Origin of the sequence: Paraburkholderia sp. BL25I1N1 (assembly GCF_003002025.1) — a bacterium.
Lineage (GTDB): Bacteria > Pseudomonadota > Gammaproteobacteria > Burkholderiales > Burkholderiaceae > Paraburkholderia.
The window spans coordinates 1-24,087 of the sequence record NZ_PVZB01000037.1 but is presented as its reverse complement, the minus strand read 5'-3'; the positions used below and the strand labels follow the sequence as shown (position 1 = coordinate 24,087).

The 24,087-nt window shown below is 59.3% G+C and carries 18 protein-coding genes and 1 pseudogene; 10 read left to right on the top strand and 9 right to left on the bottom strand.

Annotated features, from left to right (window positions below; translation table 11 throughout):
- Positions 1–84: 84 nt before the first annotated feature.
- The 5 genes and pseudogenes from B0G73_RS36270 to B0G73_RS41635 form a co-directional block, all read left to right on the top strand.
- The gene (locus B0G73_RS36270; protein WP_106285904.1) at positions 85–1,347 is read left to right on the top strand and encodes an oligosaccharide flippase family protein; all 1,263 of its coding nucleotides are present in this window, start codon (positions 85–87) and stop codon (positions 1,345–1,347) included.
- Positions 1,344–2,174 carry a glycosyltransferase gene (locus B0G73_RS36265; protein WP_106285873.1) on the top strand — a complete coding sequence of 277 codons (831 nt, stop codon included), beginning with the start codon at positions 1,344–1,346 and terminating at the stop codon, positions 2,172–2,174. The genes B0G73_RS36270 and B0G73_RS36265 overlap by 4 nt, the downstream gene beginning before the upstream one ends.
- Positions 2,175–2,213: 39 nt before the next feature.
- The gene (locus tag B0G73_RS36260) at positions 2,214–3,362 is read left to right on the top strand and encodes a glycosyltransferase family 4 protein (protein WP_106285872.1); all 1,149 of its coding nucleotides are present in this window, start codon (positions 2,214–2,216) and stop codon (positions 3,360–3,362) included.
- A 12-nt stretch (positions 3,363–3,374) separates the two neighbouring features.
- Positions 3,375–4,397, top strand: coding sequence for a UDP-glucose 4-epimerase GalE (gene galE / locus B0G73_RS36255; protein ID WP_012431967.1), 1,023 nt, complete (start codon positions 3,375–3,377; stop codon positions 4,395–4,397).
- Between the two features lie 17 nt (positions 4,398–4,414).
- Positions 4,415–4,531 (top strand): annotated as a pseudogene (locus B0G73_RS41635) (branched-chain amino acid ABC transporter permease); the annotation flags it as partial.
- A 56-nt stretch (positions 4,532–4,587) separates the two neighbouring features.
- Here B0G73_RS41635 and B0G73_RS36245 read toward each other — a convergent pair.
- Positions 4,588–7,683: an acetoacetate--CoA ligase gene (locus B0G73_RS36245; protein ID WP_106285871.1), complete on the bottom strand. Its 3,096-nt coding sequence runs from the start codon at positions 7,681–7,683 to the stop codon at positions 4,588–4,590.
- A 1,008-nt stretch (positions 7,684–8,691) separates the two neighbouring features.
- Between B0G73_RS36245 and B0G73_RS36240 the strand changes: the two genes are divergently transcribed.
- The 4 genes from B0G73_RS36240 (at position 8,692) to B0G73_RS36225 (ending at position 12,349) form a co-directional block, all read left to right on the top strand.
- Complete coding sequence (locus tag B0G73_RS36240; protein ID WP_106285870.1) at positions 8,692–9,555, top strand: sugar transferase; 864 nt, start codon at positions 8,692–8,694, stop codon at positions 9,553–9,555.
- Positions 9,556–9,601: 46 nt separating this feature from the next.
- A complete protein-coding gene (locus tag B0G73_RS40290; protein WP_146144278.1) occupies positions 9,602–9,814 on the top strand; it encodes a hypothetical protein in 213 nt (70 codons plus the stop codon).
- Between the two features lie 49 nt (positions 9,815–9,863).
- Positions 9,864–11,099 carry a glycosyltransferase family 1 protein gene (locus tag B0G73_RS36230; protein ID WP_106285868.1) on the top strand — a complete coding sequence of 412 codons (1,236 nt, stop codon included), beginning with the start codon at positions 9,864–9,866 and terminating at the stop codon, positions 11,097–11,099.
- Between the two features lie 116 nt (positions 11,100–11,215).
- The gene (locus B0G73_RS36225) at positions 11,216–12,349 is read left to right on the top strand and encodes an AGE family epimerase/isomerase (RefSeq protein ID WP_106285867.1); all 1,134 of its coding nucleotides are present in this window, start codon (positions 11,216–11,218) and stop codon (positions 12,347–12,349) included.
- Positions 12,350–12,524: 175 nt separating this feature from the next.
- Here the strand turns inward: B0G73_RS36225 and rfaE1 are convergent, their stop codons facing one another.
- Both rfaE1 and B0G73_RS36215 read right to left on the bottom strand, forming a co-directional pair.
- Complete coding sequence (gene rfaE1 / locus B0G73_RS36220; protein WP_106285866.1) at positions 12,525–13,586, bottom strand: D-glycero-beta-D-manno-heptose-7-phosphate kinase; 1,062 nt, start codon at positions 13,584–13,586, stop codon at positions 12,525–12,527.
- Positions 13,549–14,697 (bottom strand): glycosyltransferase family 9 protein, encoded by a 1,149-nt coding sequence (locus B0G73_RS36215; RefSeq protein WP_106285865.1) that lies wholly within the window; start codon positions 14,695–14,697, stop codon positions 13,549–13,551. The genes rfaE1 and B0G73_RS36215 overlap by 38 nt, the downstream gene beginning before the upstream one ends.
- A 1,483-nt stretch (positions 14,698–16,180) precedes the next feature.
- Between B0G73_RS36215 and rffA the strand changes: the two genes are divergently transcribed.
- Entirely contained in the window at positions 16,181–17,353 is a 1,173-nt protein-coding gene (gene rffA / locus B0G73_RS36210) for a dTDP-4-amino-4,6-dideoxygalactose transaminase (RefSeq protein ID WP_106285864.1), read from the top strand.
- 252 nt (positions 17,354–17,605) lie between these two features.
- Here the strand turns inward: rffA and B0G73_RS36205 are convergent, their stop codons facing one another.
- The 6 genes from B0G73_RS36205 to rfbA form a co-directional block, all read right to left on the bottom strand.
- A complete protein-coding gene (locus B0G73_RS36205; RefSeq protein ID WP_106285863.1) occupies positions 17,606–18,514 on the bottom strand; it encodes a glycosyltransferase family 2 protein in 909 nt (302 codons plus the stop codon).
- 76 nt (positions 18,515–18,590) lie between these two features.
- On the bottom strand, positions 18,591–19,745 hold the full coding sequence (locus B0G73_RS36200; protein ID WP_106285862.1) for an NAD-dependent epimerase/dehydratase family protein: 1,155 nt from the start codon (positions 19,743–19,745) through the stop codon (positions 18,591–18,593).
- Positions 19,742–20,392 (bottom strand): acyltransferase, encoded by a 651-nt coding sequence (locus B0G73_RS36195; protein WP_106285861.1) that lies wholly within the window; start codon positions 20,390–20,392, stop codon positions 19,742–19,744. Before B0G73_RS36195 ends, B0G73_RS36200 begins: the two co-directional genes overlap by 4 nt.
- The gene (locus tag B0G73_RS36190) at positions 20,389–21,390 is read right to left on the bottom strand and encodes a glycosyltransferase family A protein (RefSeq protein WP_106285860.1); all 1,002 of its coding nucleotides are present in this window, start codon (positions 21,388–21,390) and stop codon (positions 20,389–20,391) included. Before B0G73_RS36190 ends, B0G73_RS36195 begins: the two co-directional genes overlap by 4 nt.
- A gap of 9 nt (positions 21,391–21,399) precedes the next feature.
- On the bottom strand, positions 21,400–22,458 hold the full coding sequence (locus tag B0G73_RS36185) for an oligosaccharide flippase family protein (RefSeq protein WP_308706162.1): 1,059 nt from the start codon (positions 22,456–22,458) through the stop codon (positions 21,400–21,402).
- 903 nt (positions 22,459–23,361) lie between these two features.
- Positions 23,362–24,087 (bottom strand): glucose-1-phosphate thymidylyltransferase RfbA (gene rfbA / locus B0G73_RS36180; RefSeq protein ID WP_106285858.1); only part of this gene is annotated, 726 nt, incomplete at its 5' end.

Sequence of the window (24,087 nt, the reverse complement as noted above, 5' to 3'; positions counted from 1 at the left end):
CGGGTCATGCGCGCCGCGCGTGCTCGCGGTGCCGCGGGCATGGTCGGCACGCTCAGCGCAAGCGGACTGGCGAGCGGCCAGCGGATGCTGACGCTCAAGCGCTTCGCCAATCCGGACGTCACGCGCGCCTTCACGAATATCGTCTGGCTCGGGCTGGAGCGGCTCACGCAGATCGGCGTGGCGATCGTGATCAGCGGCATGCTGGCGCGCTACTTCGGGCCGGACACGTTCGGCAAATGGCAATACGCGAACACGCTGCTGCTGGTGCTCTCGCCCATTACCTGGGTATGCGGCGCGGAGATTCTGGTGCCTACCATCGTCAATCGCCCGCCGGCGCAGCTCGGCACGGTGCTCGGCAGCGCCTTCGCGCTGCGCATTTCCGTGTCGGTGGCCGCTTTGCTGCTGACCTGGCTCGGCATCGCCTTGCATTTCTTCGAACCGCTGGTCGGCGCCATGCTCGCCGGCCTTGCCGTCACCATGCTGTTTCGCGAACCATTCGTCGGCGTGGTCAACGCGTGGCTGCAGAGCATGACCTATAGCAAGCCGCAATTGCTCACCAGCATGAGCACCGCGGTGCTGAAGGCCGCGCTGGTCTATCTGCTGGTGCGCGCCGCGGCCGCGCCCGCGCGCTTCGGCTGGCTGTGGGCGCTCGAATCGGCCGCCATCGGCGCGGTCCTACTGGTCTATTACGTGCGCCGGCATGGCGGCAAGCTCGGCTGGCGTCTCGACCGTTCGCTCTTCAGGCACTTCGCGAGCGCCGGCACGGTGTTCTGGCTCGGCCTGATCGGTATGTACCTGTTCCTGAAACTGGACCGGCTCATGCTCGAACGGACAATTTCCTTCGCCGATCTCGGGCGCTATTCCGCCGCCCAGCAGTTGAACGAAAACTGGATCACGCTCGCGCTGATGCTCGCGCAGACCATAGCGCCCGCCTTCGTCTACCGCGTGCAGGAAGCCGCCCAATTGCGCCGCAATATGTGGCGGCTCACGGCCATGACCGCCGTGCTGATGGTGAGTGGCGCGATCGTGCTGGATCTGCTGGCCGGGCTGATCATCCGCCGCGTGTTCGGGCCGCAGTTCGAAGGCGCGATCGAGATCTTCCGCTGGGCCGTGTGGCTGTCGGTACCCGCCGGCATCGAGGCGATCGGCAATCTCATCGTGTTGAAATATCAGGCCAAGTTCGTCCTGCTCGCCAAGTGGCTGCTGGCGCTGGCCGTTGCGTTCGTGGTCAATCTGCTGGCCATTCCGCGCTTTGGCGCCTATGGCGCGCTCATGGGCCTCGCCGCCGGATACCTGGCTGCCGCCTCGGTTAATCTTTATTACATTCGTTTCAAATTGCGCCCATGACGAACTCACCCGCCACCGCGCAAATGACCCTCGACGATGTCGCGGTGCTGATTCCCGCTTATAACGGCCAGGCCGATGTCGACCTCACGCTGGCGTCGTTCAGTGAAAGCGCGCCGGTGCACGTGCTGATCGTCGACGACGGCAGCACGCCGCCGATCGTCGCGCCGGCCATCGCCAATATGACGATCGAAGTGTTGCGCATGGCGCAGAACGGCGGGATCGAACGCGCGTTGCAAACCGGCATCGACGCGCTTGCCCAGCGCGGCTTTCGCTACGCGGCGCGCATCGATGCGGGCGACCGCAGCGTGCCGCAGCGGCTCGCCAAACAGCGCAGGTTCATGGAATCGCATCCGCGCGTGGCAGGGCTCGGCATGTGGACGCAAGTCGTCACGCGCGAAGGCAAGCCGCTCTTCATGCTGACGCCGCCTGCCGAACCGAACGCGATCCGCCGCCTGCGCTTCTTCCGCTCATGCCTTGCGCATCCTTCGATGATGCTGCGCATCGACGCCGTGCGCGCAGTCGGCAACTACCGCGCCGAGTACCGTTCCGCCGAAGATCTCGATCTGTTCGCACGTCTGATGGAGCGTTACGACTGCGCGAACCTGCCCGAGCTCGGGCTCTACTACGAACTGAACGAAGGCGGCATCAGCGCGACCAAACGGCGCCGCCAGGTGAGTTCGACGCTGCGCCTGCAATTGCGCTACTTCAACGCCGCCAATCTGTACGACTGGCTGGGCCTCGCCAAAAATCTGCTGCATCTGGTGACACCCTACAGCGCACTGCAGCGGATCAAGCGCAGCCTGCTCACACCGCGCGCGAGCCATTAAATCATTCACCATCCCATTCACCGCCGAGCTCGTTCCCGCATGAAGCCTGCCTTGAAGTCGACGCCCGCGTTGCGCATTACACTCGTCTGTAACACCGCCTGGGCAATCTATACCTATCGGCAAGGGCTGATCCGTATGCTGGTGGGACGCGGCGTCGACGTGACGATCGTCGCGCCGCGCGACCGCACGTTCGAACTGCTCACCGCCATGGGCTGCCGCTGCATCGACTTGCCGGTCGCCTCGAAAAGCACCAGTCCACGCGACGACCTGCGCACGCTGTACGCGCTCTACCGGCACTACCGGTCGATCCGTCCGCACGTGGTGTTCCACTACACGATCAAGCCGAATATCTACGGTTCGATCGCCGCGAAGCTGGCGGGCGTGCAGTCGGTTGCGGTCACAACGGGACTAGGCTACGTGTTCATCCAGCATAGCCGCGCCGCTCAGGTGGCCAAAAAGCTGTATCGTTTTGCGTTCCGTTTCCCGCGCGAAATATGGTTTTTGAATCGCGACGATCAAGCGGCGTTTGTCGAACAGAATTTGTTAGTGCATCCTGAGCGTGCGCGGCTCTTGCATGGCGAAGGCGTCGACCTCGTGCAGTTCGCCTTTACGCCGCTGCCCGAGCGCACCGATTACCGCTTCGTGCTGATCGGGCGGCTGCTGTGGGACAAGGGCGTGGGTGAATATGTCGAAGCCGCGCGGCGCTTGCGTGAACGTTACCCGCACGCGCGGTTCCAGTTGCTCGGCCCGGTCGGCGTCGACAATCCCAGCGCGATCACGCGCGAGGAAGTGGCGGCGTGGGAGCGGGAAGGCATCATCGAGTATCTTGGCGAGGCGCACGACGTGCGGCCTTTGATCGCCGAGGCGGATTGCGTGGTCCTGCCGTCGTATCGCGAAGGCGTGCCGCGTACGCTGATGGAAGCCTCGGCGATAGGCCGGCCGATCGTCGCCACCGACGTGCCCGGCTGCCGCGAGGTGGTGGCGGACGGCGTCAACGGATTGCTGTGCGAAGTGCGCAATGCAGAAAGCCTTGCGGCCGCGCTGGCACGCATGCTCGACATGAGCAGCGCGGAGCGGCGGGCTATGGCTGAACGCGGCCGGAAGAAAGTCGCGGAAGAATTCGACGAACGGGTGGTCGTCGAAACGTATAAGGACCTGGTGCAGAAAATGACGGGCGTTTTACTTTAACGGAGCAACAGCATGACCACGAAGGGCACGATTCTGGTAACGGGCGGCGCGGGTTTTATCGGCTCGCACACCTGTGTCGAACTGTTGAATGGCGGTTACGACGTCGTGGTAATCGACAATCTCGTGAACAGCAACCGCGAATCGCTGCGGCGCGTGGAAAAGATCACCGGCAAGGCGGTGACCTTCTACGAAGCCGATGCACGCGACGAAGCTGCGCTCAACCGTATTTTCGACGCGCATCCGATTACGGGCGCGATTCATTTTGCCGCGCTGAAGGCGGTGGGCGAGTCCGTGGCCAAGCCGATCGAGTACTACAGCAACAACGTAGGCAGCCTGCTGACCTTGCTCGGAGTGATGCGCGACCGTAACGTCAAGCAGTTCGTGTTCAGTTCGTCGGCGACGGTGTACGGCGTGCCGAAGAGCTCGCCGATCGACGAGTCGTTCCCGCTGTCGGCCACCAATCCCTACGGCCAGTCGAAGCTGATCGCCGAGCAGGTGTTGCGCGATCTGGAACTGGCCGATCCGTCCTGGCGCATTGCCACGCTGCGTTACTTCAATCCGGTCGGCGCGCACGAGAGCGGCCTGATCGGCGAAGATCCCGCCGGCATTCCGAACAACCTGATGCCGTATGTCGCGCAAGTGGCGGTCGGCAAGCTCGAGAAGCTGCGCGTGTTCGGCGGCGACTACGAGACGCCTGACGGCACCGGCGTGCGCGACTATATCCACGTTGTCGATCTGGCGCGCGGACATCTGGCCGCGCTCGATGCGCTAGTCAAGCGCGATGCGAGTTTCGTCGTGAACCTCGGCACCGGTCAGGGCTACAGCGTGATCGACGTGGTCAAGGCGTTCGAGAAGGCCGCCGGCCGACCGGTGCCATATGAAATCGTGGCACGCCGCCCCGGCGACGTCGCCTCGTGTTTCGCCGATCCGGCGGCCGCCGAGAAGATCATTGGCTGGCGCGCGCAGTTCGGTATCGAGCGCATGTGCGCGGATCACTGGCGCTGGCAATCGACGAATCCGCAAGGGTTCGCGTGAGCTGAGCGAAAGTCCACGGCGCGACGACGGGTGCGGTACTCGGGCTCAACGCGTTCGCGGTGGCGTTCATCGGCGGGCTGTCGAGCGGTTTGGGTATGGTGGTCGGCGGCGCGATTCTCGACACCGCCAAGACCTGGAGGGAAGTCACTGAGGCGAGCACCGGTTTCCGCGGATAGCCCGTTTATCGAACTCACAGACTCGCGAGACCGCGATCGAGCTCCTCCGCCACGAACTGCACGTTAGGTTCGACGATCAGATCGGCGTGGCCGCAGGGGACTTCCGTCACCACCAGCCCGGCTCGCGCGATGCGCCGCCAAAGTAGCACTGAGTCGCCGTGTCCATTCTGCGCAACCGCTCCGCGGACATAAATGATCGGGCTCGCGCCGTAGGGCTTGGGCCGATAGGCCGCCATCGCAACCCGCGTCGTTTCGCGCATACGCCGCAGCAGCGGCGGCATCGCAGGGCTATAGCTTTGGGGTCGCCGCGCCATAAGTCCCACGCGCATCCGCAGGTGATCCATCACGCTCGCGAAGCGGTCGTTCAGATAGCCGGGAAGCCGCGCCACGGGAAGCGTGCGCACGGCTCGCCAGTGTGAACGGGCAGAGTTCGCACGCTGCCGCACACGCGCCATCCAAGGCAGGTAATGTTGGTCCACGTGGGTGTCGAGCATGAAAAGCAAGTCGATCCGCTCGCCGGCGCGCCGCAACTGTTGCGCGACCTCGAACGCCAACAGGCCCCCGAATGAATAGCCCGCCAATGCGTACGGCCCTTTTGGTTGCACCGTGCGCATCTGTTCAATGTAGCTCGACGCCATGTCTTCGACGCGCAACTGTGCCGGCTGCTCACCGTCGAGCCCGCGCGCCAGAAGGCCATATACCGGGCGCGGATTATTCAGCGCGCCGATCAGCGCAAGGCATTCCATCACTGAGCCGCTCGCGCTGTGCATGAGGAAAAGCGGCAGGCCGGTGCCGGCCCGCACCGGCACGAGCGTCGGCGAAGACGGCGGTAGCGCGTCCTCGCAAATGAGCGCAGCGAGCCGCGCAATGGTCGGCGCAATCATTAGCATGTTGAACGGGATCGCGCGCCCGGTCGACTGGCGGACTTCGGCGAGCAGACGCGTTGCCAGCAGCGAATGACCGCCGAGATCGAAAAAGTTGTCATCGCGACCGATCGGTGCGACGCCGAACAGCTTCTCCCATTGCGCCTGCAAATGCGCCTCAAGTTGCTCGCGACTTTCCCCCGCAGGCGGCAATTCACGCGTGGTCAGATTCAGCGCCGGATGACGCCGGATCGCCTCGAGGCACTCGGGATTGCGCAATGCTGCCGCATTGCCGATCGGCAGGCCATTGACCGCGTTGCGCGCAGCGACTTCGGAAAGCTTGCCGTTGTGAGTTGCGGGCAACGCATCGACTGCGATGATGCGGTCCGGCACGTGCGCGGGCGACGCGCGGCGCGCAAGGTCGCGGCGCACGCGGGCGGCAAGCGAGCCATTCAACACGGCGCCGTCGGTCAGCACCAGCAGCAGCACGACGCGCGGCTCGAAATCGTCGGGGATCGCTTGATTGCTGGACGTATCTCGCACTCGCTGCTCGACAACCAAGGCCTCGCGGATCTCAGGAATATCGTTCAAAACCCGGTAGATCTCAGCTGGACCGACATTGATGCCGCGCACGTTCAGCACGCCGTCGGAGCGGCCATGCATCCGTACGCCGCCGGCCGGCGAAAACGAGATCAGATCGCCGTGCGTCCAGACACCCGGATTACCGGCGAAATAAGCCATGTGAAAGGCCGTCCCGTCGGTGTCGCCGAAAAACCCGAGAGGACGCGATGGAAACGGATTGACACAAACGAGCTGGCCAACGCCATCGGTGCGCGCCCCGTGCTCCCACGCCTGGACGTCTAGCGCAAGGCTCTTGCATTGGGCCTCGCCGGCGTAGACAGGCAGATTCGGATTGCCGAGCACAAAGCAGCCTAGAATGTCCGTGCCGCCCGAGATGGACTGCAGTTGCAGCGCCTTCACGTGAGCGCGCACCCATTCGAATTGCGCGTCGAACAGTACGGCTCCGGTCGATAACATCGCGCGCAACGCGCCGAGGTCGAACTGTTTACCGCATTCCAGACCCGCTTCCTCGCACATTTTCAGGTAAGCGGGACTCGTGCCGAACACGGTAACGCGTTCTTCGGCTACGAGGCGCCATAGCGTCTCGACCGTCGAGATCGGACCATCGTATGTCACGATCTCGACGCCGGAAGCCAATGCAGACAGTTGCCAGTTCCACATCATCCAGGCACAACTTGTGTGGAAATACAGTCGGTCGCCTGGCCGCAGGTCCGTATGCAGACGATGCTCCTTCAGGTGCTCGAGCAGCGTGCCCCCCGCACCATGAACGATGCACTTCGGCTTGCCGGTGGTTCCAGACGAAAACATGATGAACAGCGGATGATTGAATGGGAACCGCCGCCACTCGAAGCGGTCGGCATCGCCAGCGTCGATCAGTTCGGTGAGAGAATGGACCGGCTGCGCCACCGTACTCGGCAAAGTCCCTTCGTCGAGACACACGACATTTTGCAGCGATGGCAGTGCAGCGGCGAGATCCGAAATTTTGCTTGCAACCGACGCTCCAGTGTCAAACGTCCGCGCGGCGGTGTGCGCGATCAGCATGCGTGGCGCGAGCGGCATGAAGCGATCGCAGATCGCGTCGACGCCCATCTCCGGCGCCGCAGTCGACAAAGTGGCGCCGAGGGCCACGACGGCCAATGCGGCAATGATCGCATCCGCGTCGTTGCGCAGGACGCCGACCACGCGGTCACCCTCAGCTAGTCCCAACTCCGACAGCGCCTGCGCAAGGCGCGCCACACGCTCGCGCAGTTCCGCGCGATTGAGACGGATACGGCGACCATCGGCGTGGCACGCAGTCAATGCGGGTGCGTCGGCCTGCGACGCTGACAGCGCCAGCAGATTGTCCGCGTAATTCAACCGCATCCGAGGAAAGAAGCTCGCGTGTTCACAGTCGTCGCCCAGACAAACCGGCTCCACGTCACCCGACCATTCGAGTCCGGAAGACCACTGAACGAAGCAACGCCAGAAAGTCCGGAACTCTCGCACGGAGAAATCGTGGAGCGCTTCGTCATCGCAAAAGGAGCAGCCTGTGTGGGTCCGCAGGAAAGTGCTGAACGCGGTTATCTGCGATGCATCTACTTGCTCAACCGTATTCGCGTAAACAGGTGTGTGCACCGTCAAGCCGTCAAGCGCAAACGATCGGTTAGGTAGGTCGACTCGATTCATGGAGGCTCCACTTATGTCATGCGACGCCGCTTGCCAACGACCACGCATCGGAGGCGACACGCGCACCGACTGCAGCTCTGCGTTTCCTGATCGCGACCCTGATGGGGACTTCGGAGACAGTCAACCTCGCATTTCGGCTGCACACATTAGCTGATCGATTTAGCGTATTCCGTACGAAATCGAACACTCGCCTGCAGACTTTGATCGCACACTTCATACAATGAAATTTTCGTTACGGTCCGACTGTAGTCTGACAAGGAACCTGCTACGCAGTGCGCTGACTTGCCACGGTCATCCCAGCAAGCCCGGCCGTCTGCGCGTAAGCCGCTTTCATCATACACATCGAGGCGGCGGTCGAGGCGCGCAGCAACCGAGGTTTATGTGCTGTACCGAACGGAGTAGCGGCATTCGTACAGATACTCTACGGCTACAGATACTCGATCAACCACGGAACAGACGCGTATTTATCGCGTTGATCGACATCATGGATCAATACGGAATTGCTGAGCGGCGGCCTGCCGGGTGAACTGGTTTATCTGTCGAATCCGGCTGCGGCCGTCACAATCGGAATACTGATAACGATCAACATTTTCGTAGTGCCAGCGGTCGCCGTCTGATGTATCGCGACACCGACTGACATATCTTTCTGAGTCGGCCAAGACATCGGCAATTTACGACTTGTCCGCGCACGGACGCCAAATTGCATAGCTATACTTTCTACTGAAATAATTAGGATTTAAGTTGCCGGGGAATGCGACGCTACGCATGCTGGTGGCGCGCGTCCCCGATTTTCATTAAATAGTTTCTATTCATTTCTCTTGAGTCGGCCTCATTAATTTTCTGTAATTTCTATAGCAATTTAATTGCTATATCCCTGCAGTCCGATCGCGAGTCGTCAGCCGCATTCGTCTGTCGGCATATTTTGCCTCAACGATTGAAACAACCGGCACGACTTGCACTGCCGAAACACTGATGTATTCGTCAACGAACTTCGAACCGGGGGCAGCAATGGCTTTAGTCGGCAAGGTATCGGAATCAGTGTCAAAGGACGTCAATCCTTTCGATACCCGCTACGAAAGTCGTTCGCACGCCGATCATCCTGAATTGGGCGCCCGCGGCTTTTCAGCTTCGCATATGGACAGCCCGGCGGAATTGAATCGCGCCGACGAGTCGTATGCTGCGGACGTGTCGGCGGATGCCGCTGCAGGCCCCGTGCCTCGCCGTGTGTTGCCGGCTGCCAATGACCCGGACATTCCCTCAAGAAAAGGCGACTTCACAAAACGTGTTTTCGACATTTTCGGCGCATCGGCGCTGCTCCTTGCGCTGCTGCCGATTTTTCTAGTTATAGGTTGCTTCGTGCTGAGCGACGGCGGTTCGGCTTTCTTCGGCCATCCGCGTGTTGGACGAGGCGGACGAACATTTCGTTGCCTGAAATTCCGCTCCATGGTGCCGAAGGCCGATGTCGTTCTCGCCGAACTCCTTGCCACCAACGCCGCCGCGCGCGAGGAATGGAATCGCGATTTCAAGCTTAAGAACGACGTACGCATTACCGCAGTCGGCCGGATTCTACGCAAGACGAGCCTTGATGAACTGCCTCAACTCTGGAATGTTCTTCGGGGCGACATGAGTCTCGTCGGCCCTCGCCCCATCGTCTCGAAGGAGCTGGAACGGTATGGCCCCGACGCCCACTATTACCTGTCGGTCAGGCCCGGCGTGACGGGATTGTGGCAGGTTAGCGGCCGGAACAACGTTGACTATGCAACGAGAGTGGCGCTGGATGTCTCGTACGTGAAGGAACGCTCGACACTGCTCGACATCAGCATTCTGCTGAGAACATTTAAAGTGGTCTTCGAAGGAAGCGGGGCGTATTGAACAGCACTCGGTCAGGTGCATAGCCAGGTACCGGTACGAAACGCTTATGAACATTGTTCACGCCGTCCAATCGGCCTCTACAGGTACGCTCGCGTTGGCTCGCATGAGCCTAGAGCGTCTCGGCGGTGAAGCTCACGAGATTTACCTTGAATCCTCGCGGCGTGGCGAAACCGCCGCCATTCCAACTTTTCTGTCCCCGAACGTCCAGTTGCGGCAATTTCACATGAAAAGCCGAGCGGTGAACGTTTGTGCCAGCTGACAGCGGCTTGTCGATGCTTGCATCGGCCGGCATACAGGAACGATATCTGATGAAACAGTTAGCGGAGCGGTCCGACGTGCGCCAGGAAGATACCCCCGTTCAGTCTGCGTCCCCAGTCGGCGCCAGTTCGACGCGCCAATCTCGATGGCAGGGGCCCTCTGCCGGGTTTGCAATCAATGGCAAGTTCGCGTCTCAACGCATAACAGGCGTGCAACGTGTCGGCTATGAACTGGCGATGGCGTTCCAACGTCTGTTTCCTGACGAAACCGACCTGCCCTTGCTGATTCCTGCGAACGCACGAAGCGACGCTGTCTTGCCGAAAGCAAAGAAGATCGGCCGGTGGTTGAAGGGTTCGCTGTGGGAGCAATTGCTGCTGCCATTCGCCATTCGCGGCCGAACGCTGCTCAGCCTTTGCAATATGGGCCCTCTGTTCGTTCGTCGACAGGTCGTCATGATGCATGACGTTGCAATCTACGATCTGCCGGAAAATTACTCGTGGAAGTACAGGCTCTGGTATCGCGTCGCGTTCTCTCTGCTCAAACGCAACGCCAGCCACATTGTGACGGTGTCGGAGTTCTCCAAGATACGCATCATGAAGCGCCTTGGCGTCGACGCGTCGCGCATTTCGGTGGTCTTGAACGGTGTGGACCACTTTGAAAAGATCGCACCGGACCCGGCAATTTTGTCGCGGTTGAATCTGCAGAACGATGGTTACGTACTCGCCGTCGGAAATCTTTCGGTGGGAAAGAACCTTCCGCGCATCGTTGCCGCGATGGAGCGCCTGAGCGATCGCCATGATCTCAAGTTCGTCGTGGTTGGCGGATGCGATTTGCGGGTCTTCAGCTCACAGGCGAAAGTGGGTTACGACTTGTCGAAAAATATCATCCCCGCAGGCTTCGTATCGGACGGCGAATTAAGAGCGCTGTATGAGAACGCAGCCTGCTTCCTGTTTCCTTCGTTGTACGAGGGCTTCGGACTGCCGCCGCTTGAAGCGATGTCTTGTGGATGTCCTGTCATCGTGTCGCGTGAAGCATCGCTTCCCGAGGTATGCGGCGATGCTGCGATGTACTGCGACGCGTATTCGGTCGACGACATCGTCGACAAGGTAACGCAGATGATGGATGACGCCGCGGTGCGCGAAACGTGGCGTGAACGCGGAAGACACCATGCACGTGGTTTCCGGTGGGAGCGGTCCGCACATCAATTGCTCGATGTTCTGGAGCGCGAATTCGCGGGCGGGGCGGCTCGCCCGGCTCACGCGCAATCCGCGCCATCGCGCGTTTAGCGTGGATCGCAGCAGCGTGCGTATGGCGCCCGCTAGTATGCGAGATTCTTCGAGTGTGCTGTTCAGGTGTAATGCGACAGAACCTTTCCACGCCCTTATCGAAGGAGATTCGCAACATGAACACGCCCGCCTCCACGATCGCCCTTGCCGCCACGCTACGAGATCACTTCACGCGGGTCGTCCTGCCGATCTGGCGTGGGCCGGGCTTCAATAGCACGATGCATCTGCCCTACGAGGCCGTCAACGCTGACGTGGGCCACCTTCCGATGCCGGTTGAACGCTATCGCGCCATGGCGTGCGCGCGGCAGTTGTTTGTCTTCTCGCAGGCCGGCGAAGCAGCTCATGCCCATGTGCTGTTCGAATCTCTGTTGCACTACTTCCAGGACAAGGAGCGCGGCGGCTGGTTCTATAGCGTCGACGGGCAAGGTATGCCACTCGATACGACGAAAGATCTCTATACGCACGCATTCCTGGTTTTCGCGTGCGCTGAATATGCCGCAAGGTTCGACAATCGCGACGCACTCGACGTCGTCCACAGTACCTCGGGGCTGATCGAAATGCGCTTCGCCGCGCAACATGGATTGTTCAACGCCGCGCTCGATGCGGATTTTTCAACCGTGACCGGCACGCCGGTGCAAAACCCGTTGATGCATCTCACCGAAGCCTGGCTCGCCGCACGCGATATAACCCATGACAGTGCGTTCGATTCCGCGTTGCGCAACCTGGCCGACGCCATCGAACGCACGTTCGTGCATGCGCCGACCGGTTGCATTGCCGAACTGCCGTTAGGTATCGATGACAACCGTCTGGAGCCCGGCCACCAGTTCGAATGGTTCTGGCTAATCAGGCAAGCGGGCGAGCTACTGAACGGATCGGGACTCGACGACGCGCTCACGCGCGCGTTTGAGTTTGCGCAGCAGCATGGCGTGGATCCGGTCACAGGCGGCGTGTGCGCGTCGCTCGACGAAGCCGGCCGGATAAAGGACGCCACACAGCGGATCTGGGCGCAAAGCGAATATCTGCGTGCACTCGCGACCCGCGATGACGACGCAGCGCGCACCGTGCTGCCGGGGCAGATGGAACGTTTCCGCCAGCGGTTTCTGCATGCGCAAGGCTGGTTCGAGTGCAAGACCGCCGCGGGCGACGTGTCGCGCGACGACATGCCGTCGACAACACCCTATCATCTCGCCACCGCTTACGCGGCGCTGCCCATTCAGGCTTCCCGCGCTCGCACTACCGCCGCGGCTTGATTGCCGCCTGCGAAGGACGAGGTCCGCGCAATCGAATTCGTTCGGTCTGCGGCCCTGAACTCGTTCGTTGCATGCCGGCATTCCGATCAATCTGAACTGAAGACGGAACCGGCAGCCGGCAAATTGAGTCCGCACCGTGCCGGCTTTTTGAATTTCAGCTGAACCAACCAATGTGTCAGGTGCCCACACTATTCGGCTTTTCAGAGCGGGGCTTGGGTCGCCAGGGTAACAGGGAAATCCGCGCGAGAATATTGCCTCGACGGGCGGAGTGCAAGTCATGCTGCAGTGCCTGCTGGAGTTCGGGACGACGGACCGTCGCCGTTCCCAATTTAGCCACGACGATGCCGGCCGCGACATTGGAAAGCACGACCGCTTCGTCCAGCGGCATGCCGGCGCCGAGCGCGGCACTCAGCGTGGCAACGACAGTGTCCCCGGCCCCGGTCACATCGAACACTTCGCGCGCGCGCGTCGGCAAATGCAAAGGGGCGTGGCCGCGAGCAATCAAGGTCATGCCTTTCTCGCTGCGTGTGACGAGCGCCGCTTCGAATTCAAAGGCATCACAGAGGGCGGCACCCTTGTGCTCGATCGTTGCATCACTGTCGCAACGCCCAACGACAGCCTCGAATTCGGACAGGTTCGGCGTAATGATGGTGGCGCCGCGATAACGCTCGAAATCCGTTCCTTTCGGATCGACGATGACGGGCTTTCCAGCGCGGCGAGCGGCGGAGATCAGATTCTTTGAATCGTGCAGTGAGCCTTTGGCGTAGTCGGATAAGACCACGGCATCGATTTCGTGCAACTGGCGCTCAAAGCTGAAGATCAACTCATCTCCATTGCGCTCGGGAAAGTGGTCCTCAAAGTCCGCTCTGATCATCTGCTGGTGGCGGGAGAGAATGCGGAGCTTCGTGATCGTCTTGCTGCCCGCGACGCGTTGGAGATCGCAGTCAACCCCGCCTTCGCGCAGCAACTCTTCAATCCGGTCGGCGTGCGCATCCTGCCCGGCCAGGCCAAGAAGACGAACGCGAGCTCCAAGTGCCGCCGCGTTCAGCGCAACGTTTCCCGCCCCACCCACACGCGTCTCTTCAGCCTGCACGTGGACGACGGGAACGGGCGCCTCCGGCGAGATCCGCGAGGTCGAACCATGCCAGTACCAATCGAGCATGACGTCGCCAACGACCATCAATTGAGCGCAATCGAAATCAGGAGGCGAAAGCTTCACCGGCGGGTTTCTTGTCATGGCGGCCTAAATTGATCGAATAAACTTCACTCAGAACGTCGACGACAGAAGCGACGCTTATTTTTTCCATCACGTACTTAGCATTTCTGGGATATTCAAATCCGAGGCTCAGGAAACTGCCTCCATCTCGCTTCGACACAGCAAGGACTCCGCGCTCCTTGCTGACAGGACCCCATCGAAACGGATTGGTGGGGCCATGCAGACTGATCATCGGCGTATCCAGCATCGCGGACAAATGCATGATTCCGGTGTTCACACAGACTATGCATTCTGCTCGCCTGACTATTCCGACCACTTCAGTCAGGCTTACCTTGGCTGCCACGCTCACGACCGTCTGGCTGCCGATCAGCTCGACCAATCGTTGAGCCCGTGTGGCATCTTCGGGGCCGCCCGTTATGACAATGGCGTACCCGTTATCAATCAACATATGTGCCAGATCGCGCCAGCACTCCATCGGCCATTCGCGCATGGCGAAATTCGTTCCAGAGGCCCACGGGTGAAAGACAACATATTTGCCGTCAACGACGAACGGCAAACTGGGAGGGCGAATAGCTTTGGTGATCTTCGGGTATTCCGTCGACTCGATGCCTAGAGGACGCAATAGCCTTCTGAAATTTTCCAGTTCATGAAGGCTGTCGCAATGCTCTACGCTGGCGTCATAAGCATAATGGCGGAATTGATTCCTGGTCTTGAAACCGATCGTAAATTTCGACTTCGTAAAAGCTGCCAATATGGCCGAAATTCTCGGCCACTGCGAAGTATCGATTAAGACATCGACCTCGTATTTCTTGATTTCCTTGAGCGCATTCAACGGGCTGGTCAAAGGGACGACGACAATGTCGTCGAGCCCGTCGAACAGATCATAGATGCGCGCGTTGCTTCGCGACGCAAATACCACCACTCTGGACATCTTCTTGACTTTCTTCAACTCAGAAATAATGATCGACGACAAGATTGAGTCACCGATTGCAGCGAAGGCAAAAATGCCCGCCGTCGTGCATTCAGTCGGTAGACGCCGCTTTTTGCGAAGCGCCCCTAACAGGTACAGGAGAGTGCCGCCGACAATAAGGTCGACGCGCTTCAGAAGGTTCTGGCCGCGCTCATTTTTCATTTCAAGTCCGGCAACATCGAGTTGAACGTCGAACTGGCACCAGAGCGGTTGCGCACCTGCGCCGGCCCGGGCGCCTGGGCCAATAGCCCGCGCATGCCGCCGCGCGCGTCTCGCAACATGTCTTCACGTTGTCGCACTGTTCGAGCAATGTCGCCAATTCCGCCTCGGTCGTCTGCTGGATGATTTGACAGCCAGTGCGCTGGATCAGGTCGTCCAGGCTGCCCCACGTGTCGCTGAACCGTTGTTCGCTTATCCCGTCAATCATGCATTGACGGTGGAATCCCGTTAGCTGGTTGTGACTTTCGACAGGCACCGTGTTCGGCTTACCGCCGCTGCCTTCCGAACGCCTCGCGTCGGTCCAGCCAACGGGTCCGACGATACCTTTGAGAGGCTCACACTCCGGAGCACAAGGTCACTCATTACAGTCAGCGGCATCGAGCGCCGAAAGTCTGCAATGGCCGATGAAGCAACTGCATGATCCGTGCTGGAACGTGCGGTGTCTGTGCGGCGCCGAACGTTGGAACGTCCGACTGAATGTGGGCGCCCATTCCGAAAAGGGTTTGTCGTCAAAACGACTCGCGTAGGAAGGTCGATCGACAGACCCAGTACTGCTTATATTTCCGGTGCATACGATGCGATTGTTCCGCGGCGGACACGTTGGTCGCGCGAGCACACTGATCTGCCTTTTGCCGCCGATGACCGCGACACCACTTGAACCCGCATCGATCAAAGGTCTGCACGGTCGGGAGATTGCCACTTCAGCGTTTCTGCAGGCCTTCGTGGTCGATGCCGGGCAAAACTTCATAACGCCTATTAATGCAACTGTAATCGATCCTGCCACACCACTATTTCCGAAAAAAATAGTTTGCCCGCCTGTTGGCCATCCCCCCCGCCTCAACCGAATTGGTGTATCTGAACGTGCGCTAAACCACAGACTCCGAATTGGCAAAGGAGGTATTCCTATCGCACTTGCCCAAAGTCGCGACGGACGCGACGAAGCTGTCGCTCCATCGAGAAGCTTACTACCCCGAATCCTGGAAATGACGCCTTTGAACACGGATATTTTCAGTTTCAGATCATCTCGTGCAGGCTGCTGGCATTGATCGCCATTGCGACGTTCGCGGCCTCTACTATTTCTTGCGGCGCCTGATCGGCCAATCCGTTAGAACTTTGGACCATACACGACTTCACCAAAGTCGTTGATCAACTGAGCGAGCAGTTCGATTCATACCCGTCGACGCTCCGCGTCGTCTGATCTATGAGCCGGTCACGCAGTCCACCCGCACCATCCATGAGACGGGCGAAGTATCACGCTACAGAACAATCTTCAGTGGAGATTTAAAGCAAGGGACTTCGCGCAACTTGCTCCTTGAAACACCTGGCGAGTTCGCCGGAAAGCGGGGCCTTGAAGCTGGGCAGCTTTGAGATCCAATAATGTGTCGCAGCGAGAACTCATTCTCGATCATGTTGGGGTGAACTATTCATGAGCCGATCTACGCCGCAAATTGGAATCGAGGTAAACGAGCATCGTATTCCATTCAATACGCCCGCCATGGCGGGTAATGAACTGAAGTACGTCGCAGAAGCTCACTTCAGTAAAAAGCTCGCCGGCGACGGCTCCTTCACGCGGCGCTGCAACGAGTGGTTGCAGGAAAGAAGCGGTGCCTGCAAGGCATTGCTGACTCACTCCTGCACAGCCGCGCTTGAAATGGCGGTTCTGTTGCTGGACATCCAGCCCGGCGACGAAATCATCATGCCGTCATACACGTTCGTCTCGACGGCGAACGCATTCGTCCTGCGCGGTGGCGTGCCTGTCTTCGTGGATGTCCGTGAGGACACCATGAATCTCGACGAGCGATTGATCGAAGCAGCGATCACGCCACGAACTCGCGCGATCGTCCCGGTGCACTACGCCGGCGTGGCATGCGAAATGGACACTATCTTATCCATCGCCGAACGCCACGGACTCAAAGTCGTCGAAGACGCGGCGCAGGGCGTCATGGCAACCTATAAGGGCCGCGGTCTCGGCTCCATTGGCCACCTCGGCGCTTACAGCTTTCACGAAACAAAAAATATCATTTCGGGCGAGGGTGGCGCTTTGCTGGTGAATGATCCCGCCCTCACGAGGCGCGCGGAAATAATCCGCGAGAAAGGCACTGATCGCACCCGCTTTCTCCGCGGAGAAGTCGACAAATACACCTGGCAGGAAGTCGGCTCTTCATTCTTACCGAGCGAGCTGATCGCGGCTTATTTGTGGGCCCAACTGGAAGGCGCTGAAAATATTACGCAGGCACGCCTCGCGCAATGGGAGCGATATCATGCGCTTCTCGAGCCATACGAGAACAAAGGCGCGCTTCGTCGTCCGATCGTGCCGGAGGAATGCCAGCATAACGGGCATATGTACTACGTTCTGGTCGAAGATGAACACGCGCGCCAGCGCCTACTCGATGAATATAAAAGGCAGGAAATAGGCTCGGTATTTCACTATGTTCCGCTTCATTCATCTCCTGGCGGCCAACGTTACGGCAAACCTGGCGGCCCGTTGGACGTTACCAACAACCAGTCAAAACGCCTGATCCGCCTTCCCCTGTGGGTCGGCCTGACGGAGACGCAACAGATGCGCGTGGTCGACATCTTCGGCGCGCTGGTGAAATAGGTCCGGCCGATTCAGGACGGGCATGCGCGAATCGCATCCGGGCGCGTTGCCGAGAAATCTTCGGCAGCGGTCCGGACTTCGTTTATGTCTGCTTGCCGCACCGGAAGGTGCGGCAAGCAGCACTCCAATGCAATAGACCCGATGCCGCAAGCCGCGCTATGCAACAGCTTGCAATGGCTCAGATGCGGCTGGGCAATTGTGGCCGCGCGCCGTCGGAGTAACGACGCGCTGCCAACCGGTCCCTGAACGAGGTCAATGTTCGGCGACCTGCAGTGAGAAGCCCGCTCTGAGTCCTTTGAACACGCTCGATCTGGCCGCTGGCGAAAACCTCACGCATTTGACCGTCAACGTCACGATCGCATAAGCAATCGCAATGGCACGGTGCGCAGGTGCGAGGTGCTTGCGGCTGAAATAAACGCGATTGCGCGCTGTATAGAACAGACTGAAGGGACTTTCGTTGCCGCCGGTGGACACCGCCACCTTGTGACCGACGCTCGACGTCGGTACGTACAACAGGCCAATATCGGCGCTTTTCATGCGCCAGACGAAATCACTGTCGTCGTAATAGACGAAGTATTTCTCATCCATCATGCCGATCGTCTGGAAGATGCTTTTGTGCAGCAGCATAAAGCAGGTCGGCGCGTACTCTGTAAACATTTCTTCGTCGAACTGCCCGCGATCTTCCTTCCGATCGCCTACGTGCGGTGTAGTGGCGGTAAGCGGCGAGAATCTTCCGCCTGCGCACCATATGCGGTTGGTGCCGTGATAGATGATCTTGGGTACCGAGGCCAGCGCGCCTGCCTCCTCCGTGTGCCGCACAAGTCCCGCGAGCACGTCGGGATCCGGAAAGTCGGTGTCGTTGTTGGCCAGCAGAACGTACTCGCATCCGTCCGCAAGCGCCATTTCTATGCCCTGGTTGTTGCCGCGAGCGACGCCGACATTGTCGTTATTGAACACGATATCGGCGTGAATGTCGTTGAGGGCCGCAAGCTCGCGCGATATCGCACACCCCGTATCCTTTTCGCTGTTGTCGATTACGTACAACTTGAAATTCGCATCGCGCTGGGCGGCGAGACTCTTGAAAAAATCGGGAAGCACGGAATCGGAGCGATACAGTACGGTGACAATCCCGATCAGCGGCGAACCATATCTCGTTGACATATTGCGTCCTTCGAATGAGTTGCGGAGGCGACCGTCGCGGCGCCTCCGTCATGGCGTGAGCGCATTACCGACAATGTCATGCGGCGCGTTCGCAGCCCTTGTATAAACCCTTCTCCCGCATTTCGGCGATGCTCTTCTCGTAGGTATCCGCCATCACCTCTTGCTGGTCGACCCACCCAGCAAACCGCGCGATACCTTCGCTAAACGACACCTTCGGCTCGAATCCGAGCATGTCCCTTGCCTTGGTCAAATCGGCATAAACATGGCGGACATCGCCCAGGCGGAATGCGCCTGTTACGCTGACGCCGACATCGCTGGCATAAACCTCGCACAAGGTCCTGGCGACATCCATGACCGAAGTGCGCACGCCCGAGCCAATGCCGAATACGTTGTCCGCGGCGTTAGCGTGTGTGAGCGCTGCGTAGGTCGCATCCACTACGTCATCGATATAGACGAAGTCACGGCTTTCCAGTCCGTCCTCGAAAATATTGATTGGATTGCCGTTTTTGATGCGCGTCGAAAAAATCGAGAGAATGCCCGTATAAGGGTTGGATAACGACTGACCCGGGCCGTAGACATTCTGATAACGCAACGCCGACGCGTCGATGCCGATGGAACGGCAGGTCGTCATCACCATCTGCTCCTGAGTCTGCTTGGTAATGCCATACAGCGAGGTCGGATGTATTTTCGATTCTTCATCGGTCGGCACGCATTCCATCGCTTCGCCGCTGATCGGGCAGAGATGCTCGAACTGGCCTTCGAGCATGTCTTTTTCCTTGCGCGGACCGGGATACAGAATGCCGGCGGCCGGAGAACGATACTTGCCTTCGCCGTATATCGCGCGCGACGAAGCAACGACCACTTTGCGCACGGAATTGCGGCTATTCTTCACCAGTATGTCCAGAATCAGGGCAGTGCCATGCACGTTCACGTCGACATAGCGGTCGACCTCGTACATCGACTGGCCCGTACCCGTCTCGGCCGCGAGATGAACGATCGCGTCCTGGCCCTGCATGACGCGTTCGAGCATGGCCCGATCGGTCACCGACCCCTTCACGAAGTGCACGTTTTCCGGCAACGACGCGAAAATCGCAGACGTGACGCTGGGATTCTCTCCATGAATCTGCGGGGAGAGGTTATCGAGGACCGTGACTTCCGCATTGTTGGCGCAGAGCTTGCGCGCCAGACTCGAGCCGATAAAGCCGGCGCCACCCGTAATCAGGACTTTCATTGTTTCTCCCTCTCCCAACATCTGGTTTCGAAGTTGTAGCGCTTGATGATTTGCGCCGGATTGCCAGCGACCACGCAATAGTCGGGAACGTCGCGAGTCACTACCGAATGCGCGCCGACCACGACGTGCCGGCCGATCTTCACGTTGGGCAGAATGACGGCGCTGAATCCAATAAATGCGCCCTGCCCGATCACTACGTAATTACCTCGCGTGCAAATACGCTCGCCAATGCGGATGGTATTGTTGACGTCCTCATACGGATGCTCGACGTCGACAATGGCGACGTTCCCGGTAATAGTCGCGCCGTCGCCGATCTCGATCGAGGAGCCGCATACGATGTGCACGTTCTGCTCGATATTGACGCGGCTTCCGATCGTGAGCCGCGGTGGCGCAGCCGCGTCTGTCACGACAAGCTCGATACGCGCGCCCGGTCGAATTAGCACACGCTCACCGATCGACGCGAAATGCACGTTGGCGAGCAGCATGGGACGAAAGATCGTCGTTTTCGCGCCGACGGACTCGAACACATGCGCATACCACAGGCGTGTCTTGAGTCGGTGCCAAGCTAAGGACGCCCGGTTGGCTAAGTCGAGCAGCCGCACTTTCCTGGCGGCCAGCCGCCCGCTCTCCTGCACGTGCGTATTCATGCGTCGACCGGTTGCCGTCCCGCCATCTGCTTGAGTCCCGTATAGACCGTGCGCAACGTACGGGGCCAGCGGCGCATGGCATATAAAGCCAACTGTTTCCTACCGATTCGTGCCGCGCGCCAGCTTGATTCGATGCAGTCCTCGAAACTATCCTCTTGACCATGCTCCAGAAAGAAGATGGCCGAGGTCAGATAGAACTTTGCGCGCCCCTTGTTCACAGCGTCGCTCGCCATGCCGAGATCGGCCGCGAGTTGACAGGTCTGGATCACGTCGTTCAGGCATTCCCTATGGCGCGCGGGATTGTTGATGCGCACGGAAGTCAAACCCGTCCGGTTGACGCGGTATAGCCCAAGCTCTTCGTCGAGATAGCAGCCTTGCGAACCCATCAGGATCTGCAACAGATGGGCTACGTCAGCCACCGACTTGAGACCGATGTCGACCGGATGGCGGCGGCGCAAGTGCGCCCGGTACATTTCCGAGCTGTGAAAAAAGAACGGTCCGTTCTTGATGAGATACTCGGCGTCGAACGTTGCCGGTTTATCTTCCGACAGCGGATACGTCACAGTCTCCAACGTATCCTGGTCGACTGGGCGCATCTTGTGCACGACCAGACCGCATTCCGGATGAGCCCGTAAGAAATCGAGCTGACGCTGCAGTTTGCCGGGAAACATGACATCATCGCCGTCGATATTGGCGATGTATTCGCCTCTTGCAAGAGCAACCGTATCTGAGAAGTTACCCGAAAAGCCGACGTTTTTTTCGTGCAGAATCACCTTAATCACATCGGGATAGCGCAGCCGGAACGATTCGATGACTTCGAGGGAATTGTCGGGTGAATTATCGTCACCCACGATCACTTCGAACGGCACATCGAGTTGCTGGTCGAGCACGCTCTGAATACACGCGCCAATGTATTCGGCTTGCCGATAACTCAGCACAATGACTGACAACACAGGCGCAGCTTGTTCGTGGACCGGATTCAGAAGAGTTGTATCCATGCTGTTTTCTCAGTTGAGGGCCAGTCGTCCCGCCAGGTGGCGTGCCTTGCGTTGAACGATCGGCGAAACCGCGACGGTCAGGGCGACCATGGCAAGCCATGTGCCCGACAGAACAAAGAAGAGGCCAATACGCGAGGACGTGGTCAGATCCGCATGACTCACCAATAAGCCGACAGGTACCACGGCGGCGACCCGCACGGCGACTCCGCGATACCAGCTTGCGTTGATTCCAGCCATAAACTTCCGATGTACGATTGCTACCCAGCCGAACAGGAGCAGCACATTCATCCCAAGCCACGCGTAGGCAGCGCCGATTGCGCCCAGATGAATGCCGCCGTACACGACCGCCGGCGCGAAGAGAATGAGGAAGCCGATGTTGCCTTTCAGATGCAAAGACAAATCCCCCTTTGCGTACTGCACGAAGAACGCGAGCGAGGCCAAAGCCGAACAGGCGTTTCCGACTGCGTAGCATTGCATTGTTCGCAAAGCGTCAGGCGTTACCGGGGCGCCGGCGGACCACAATCGAAGCACTGCCTCGGGCGCGAACGCAAACACGGCTGCAACTGGAATGACCGCCAATGACGTCACCTCGGTGGCGAGCGCGTACATCTGACGAATCCGCTCGCCGCCGCCGAAGTTCTCAGCGTTCAATCGTGGAATGAAGGCTTGCTGAATGGGGTTTGCCAGTAACACAATGCCGCTCGCAAGCAGCGTGGCCATACTGAACACGGCAAAATCCGCCAGCGGCAGCACCTTTGAAAGCACGATCTTGTCGAGTTGTGCAGTGCACGCCCAGATCAGCGCAGACAAGGCAATCGATAGCGACAACTTCGCGCGCGACGACAGCACCTTCCATGAAAAACGCATCGACAACAACGGTATATCGATCGTGCGGCCGAGCAGAATACGCATGGCGATCGCTTCCCCGACAATGGCAAGGAGTTGCCAGACGAAGAACAATTCGACGCGTGGCCAGATCATGATGACCGGCACAACCAGCACATTGCGTATCACGGCAAAAGTAACGCCGATGACATTGAGCGCGACCTGCCGATCGATACCGACCACGCCGCCTCGATACAACGCGGAAAGCCAGCGCGCGACAGCGGTCAGCATCATCAACACGAACGCCGTGCGGATCTGGCTCGGCGGCAATGTCGAGGCGTTCAGCCACCGCTCGGCAAAATACGGCGCCGCGAAGAGCGATAAGACGAACAGGACTGTGCTTGTGCAAAGGATCAGTTTTTCCAGTGATTCCAGCAGTAGTCCCACTTCGGCTTTCGAACCCGTACCGGCGCGCAGGCTGCCTAACTCGCGGCATAACGTCGGTGAAAGTCCGAAGTCGAGAACGAGCACCCATGCGAGCAGCACGGCGTTGATGGCAATCAGCCCATACGCTTCCACTCCGAGATGACGCACGTAGATCGGCACCATGACAATGCCGAGCGATACGGTCACCATTTGGCCAACGAAATTTGCGAGCAGGCTTCGTCTCAACATCGCGGTTTGGTCCGCCGGTAAATTAGGTAAGGACTGCGGGCGCCGCTAAAGGAATCGCGAACATCGCGTTGATTTCCTCGCGAACTTGTCTCAAAGCGAGCGCGTAATTTGCCAAGCGACCGAAAGATTGCCCATCGTTCCAGCCGGCCGTCAGCGCACTGGCGATTCAGATTAGCCACATACGTATCGGCGATTTGAAACTCAATCCCGCCAATTCGACTTATTGGCAGGCTTCTTGATGCGGTCTGAGGGTATATTGCGAGTATCGGAGAAGCCCGCTCTACCGAAGCGCAGACCGCGCGGATGAACAATTGAACACAGCCGGCAAGCGATAGACTCCCTGCGGCCCATGCTTGAAGCGTACCTGTCCAGTTTCAAATTAAATGTGCGGCGGCGCACGTTCAAAGCTTTGCGTATCGGCTATCGCACGAAGTTAGCAAGCCGCTTCACACCGCTCCAGCACCGGTCCTGTTAGCGGCTTGGCCATGCCACCTGATCCTTCGGAAGATTGAGCAGATACTGGCCATACGCGTTCTTGGCGAGCGGCTTGGCGAGTTCGAGCAGTTTCTCCTCGTCGATCCAATGTCGGCGGAACGCAATCTCCTCCGGGCATGCCACCACCAGACCCTGACGCTTTTGCAGCGTTTCGATAAACGTAGCCGCTTCGATCAGCGAATCATGTGTGCCGGTATCGAGCCACGCGAAACCACGGCCCATGATCTCGACATTGAGCGCGGCGTTGGCGAGATAACGCGAGTTGACGTCCGTGATTTCGAGCTCGCCACGCGACGACGGCCTGATGTCCGCCGCAATGTCGCAGACCTGCCTGTCGTAGAAGTACAGACCCGTGACCGCGTAGTTCGAACGCGGCTTGACCGGCTTTTCTTCAATCGACAGCGCGCGGAACTGCCTGTCGAATTCGACCACGCCATAACGCTCAGGATCGTGCACGTGGTACGCGAAGACCGTGGCGCCATCGGCTTTCTCGTTGGCGCGCTCAAGCTGCTTCGCGAGATCGTGGCCGTAGAAAATGTTGTCGCCGAGAATCAGCGCCGACGGATCGTTGCCCACGAAATCCCGGCCGATGATGAACGCCTGCGCAAGCCCATCCGGCGAAGGCTGAACCGCGTACTGGATATTCATGCCCCACTGGCTGCCGTCACCCAGCATCGCTTCGAAGCGCGGCGTGTCCTGCGG